At 71.3% G+C, this 3,078-nt stretch carries 2 protein-coding genes and 1 pseudogene; all 3 read right to left on the bottom strand.

Annotated elements, in window-relative coordinates:
- Nucleotides 1-401: 401 nt before the first annotated feature.
- Nucleotides 402-1,061: a response regulator transcription factor gene (locus tag FF041_RS18735; protein ID WP_323392110.1), complete on the bottom strand. Its 660-nt coding sequence runs from the start codon at nucleotides 1,059-1,061 to the stop codon at nucleotides 402-404.
- A 153-nt stretch (nucleotides 1,062-1,214) separates the two neighbouring features.
- Complete coding sequence (locus FF041_RS18730; RefSeq protein WP_228388373.1) at nucleotides 1,215-2,570, bottom strand: sensor histidine kinase; 1,356 nt, start codon at nucleotides 2,568-2,570, stop codon at nucleotides 1,215-1,217.
- A gap of 315 nt (nucleotides 2,571-2,885) precedes the next feature.
- A pseudogene (locus FF041_RS39110) lies at nucleotides 2,886-3,078 on the bottom strand (sensor histidine kinase); the annotation flags it as partial.

Here is a 3,078-nt window from a genome sequence, read left to right as displayed (position 1 = left end):
CCGCAAACCGGATGATCACCCGACCCAGCCGACGAACCTCCTTCGAGCCGGCTGATCCGCCGATGGCGGGTTGGCGCTGTCCACCGACGAGCGACTCACTGGACTCGTCAGCCTCATCGGCGTGCTCGGCTGGGCTACTGACCTGGCTGGTCACTGGACTGGACCTCCCTTGAGGCGGCTGCTCGGGCCGACCGTCCCACCAGTCGTCCCAGAGGCCACCCTACGTGGGTAAGGGTGGCCTTCCCGGGAGTGCTCATATGGCGGACGTCAAATCGAGACGCCTCGATGTCCTGGTTCGGTGTGATCTGTCCGCCCTCGTGATCGTTCCGGCGAGGGGCTCACCGTTCATTCTTTGGGTCTAGGACCGGCCAATCGATCATGGCTGACGGCGTGTCAGTCGATTACGAGTTGAGATAGGTCAGTACGGCCAGAACGCGACGGTGATCCCCGTCACTCGGGGAGAGCCCCAGCTTCAGGAAGATATTGCTGACGTGCTTCTCCACGGCTCCGTCGCTGACCACCAGCTGCCGGGCGATCGCCGAATTGGTCCGTCCCTCGGCCATCAGACCGAGGACCTCCCGCTCGCGGGGCGTCAATCTGGCCAGCACGTCCTGTTTGCGGCTGCGGCCGAGCAGCTGGGCCACCACCTCGGGGTCCAGCGCGGTGCCGCCCCGGGCCACCCGCACCACGGCGTCGACGAACTCGCGCACCTCCGCGACCCGGTCCTTGAGCAGATATCCCACGCCCCGGCTGCTGCCCGCCAGCAGCTCGGTGGCGTACCGCTCCTCCACGTACTGCGACAGCACCAGCACCCCGATGCCCGGATGCTCCTTGCGCAGCCGCACCGCGGCCCGTACGCCCTCATCGGTGTGGGTCGGCGGCATCCGCACATCGGCGACGACCACATCCGGCAGCGCGCTCTCGTCCGCCAGCTGTCCGATCGTCTTGATCAGCGCTTCGCCGTCGCCGACCCCGGCGACCACATCGTGACCCCGGTCGGTCAGCAACCGGGTCAGGCCCTCCCGCAGGAGCACCGAATCCTCGGCGATGACCACTCGCACTCTGTCTTCCACTGCCCCAGGCCCCCATGTCGTCCGCTGTCCCGAGCTGTCCCCACCAGCATCCCAGCATCGGGAGCGAAGTGTGGTCGAGGGCGGGGCCGGGGGCAGGCGGCGGAGCTGTGGCGTCGGCGGTACCGGCGGTGGGTCGGCTGATCAGCGGCGCCAGGGCAGTTCCGCGGTCACCGTGGTCGGGCCGCCCGGGGGCGAGTCGACGGCCAGGATGCCGTCGACGGCGTCCAGCCGTTCGGCCAGCCCCGCCAGACCGCTGCCCTCGGCGGGGTTCGCCCCGCCTCTGCCGTCGTCGGTGACCTGGAGCATCAGCCGGCTGCCGGAGCGCCATACGTCCACCGACGCGTTCCGCGCCTGGGCGTGCTTGCTGATGTTCTGGAGGAGTTCGGAGACGGTGAAGTAGGCGATGCCCTCGATGGCCTGGGCGGGCCGCTCGTCGAGATCGACGGAGACCTTCACCGGAGCCGTGCAGCGGGAGGCGATGGAGGAGAGGGCGGCGTCGAGTCCGCGGTCGGTGAGGACGGCGGGGTGGATGCCGCGGGCGAGGTCGCGGAGTTCCTGGAGGGCGAGTTTGACCTCGCCGTGGGCTTCGTCGACCATCGCGGCGGCGGTTTCGGGGTCTTCGAGGAGTTTCTCCTTGGCGAGGCCGAGGCCCATGGCGAGGGCGACGAGGCGGGCCTGTGCGCCGTCGTGGAGGTCGCGTTCGATGCGGCGGAGGTCGGCGGCGGCGGTGTCGATCACCACACCCCGGTCCGACTCCAGCTCCACCACCCGGGTCGCGAGCCGGGAGGGCCCCAGCAGCCCGCTGACCATCACCCGGTCCACCTGGGCGAAGCCCCGGATCATCCAGGCGGCCACCAGCACGGTCGCGAGACCGGCGACCGTCGCTCCGGCGATCTCGAAGGGGGTGTCGACGTAGAACGAGTTCCCGGCGCCGTCGCCGTCGCCGTACACCTGTATGCCCGGGGTGTCGAGATAGGTGGGGAAGACCCACTGCCAGAGCGGGTACAGCACGAGGAGCCAGCCCGTGACCCAGAAGACGAGGGAGACCACGAACGAGACCAGCGCCCAGGGGAGGTGCAGCAGGGCGTAGAGCAGATGCCGCCAGGACGCGCCGCTCTTGAGGACCGCGCCCACCCACGCCATCAGGCCCTCGCCCCGGGCGCGGAGCGGCTCGGGGCGGCCCACGTCGAGGCCGAGCAGGGCGCGGGCCCGGGCGCGCTCCAGCGCCCCGAGGCCCCGGCAGGCCATGAGCCCGGCGGCCAGGACCGGGATGCCGAGGAAGGTGACGAGCAGCCCCGCGCTGAGCGCGACGGTGATGATGGCGAAGGCGAAGAGGAACACGCTGATCGGCAGGCTCAGCATCAGATAGCCGAACTCACGCCAGGTGCGGGACTCGATCGGGGCCCGCAGGGGCGAGGGGACGCGCCGGTTCCGGTGCTCGTACCGGTCGTCCCGGTCGTACCGGTCGTGCCGGTCCGGGCGGTGGTCCGTGGCCATCGGTGTCGTCCGTTCTGCGCTGCGGGCTGTCATGGCGTCCAGAGTGCCGCCGGCCGGGGGCCGGGCGCCATGAGGAGGGTCGCCGTCTCGGTGCGGGGGTTTTCCCCACCATGGGGGCGCGCACGGCCCGCCGGGTGTTCGCGGCGGGCCGGCTCAGGGGCGCGTTCTCCCAGCTGGGGCCAGAGAAGCGTACGGTCCTGGGGGCTGTGGGGGCGTACGGTCCCGGGGGCGTGCGGCCTCGGCGGGCGTACAGGCGTACGGGCGTATGCCCTCGGCGGGCGTACTGGTCCCACCGGGCGTACGGGCGTACCGGTCTCAGGCCGTGGCGCGGTCGCGCCACGGCACCTCCACCGTGACCGTCGTCGGCCCGCCCTCCGGCGAGTCCAGGACGAAGAGCCCGTCGACCGCCCCGAGCCGTTCGGCCAGCCCCGCCATCCCCGTACCCCTGTCCAGCCGTGCCCCGCCCCTGCCGTCGTCGGTGACCTGGATCAGCAGCCGGTCGCTCGTA

It is taken from the genome of Streptomyces jumonjinensis (genome assembly GCF_009600885.1).
Lineage (GTDB): Bacteria > Actinomycetota > Actinomycetes > Streptomycetales > Streptomycetaceae > Streptomyces > Streptomyces jumonjinensis.
The sequence above is the reverse complement of the archived record's forward strand: the minus strand, read 5'-3'. Positions and strand labels throughout refer to the sequence as shown.

Excerpts from the sequence above, each read along its gene's own strand:
- FF041_RS18730 (WP_228388373.1), bottom strand. The coding sequence starts at position 2,570 with ATGGCCACGGACCACCGCCCGGACCGGCACGACCGGTACGACCGGGAC.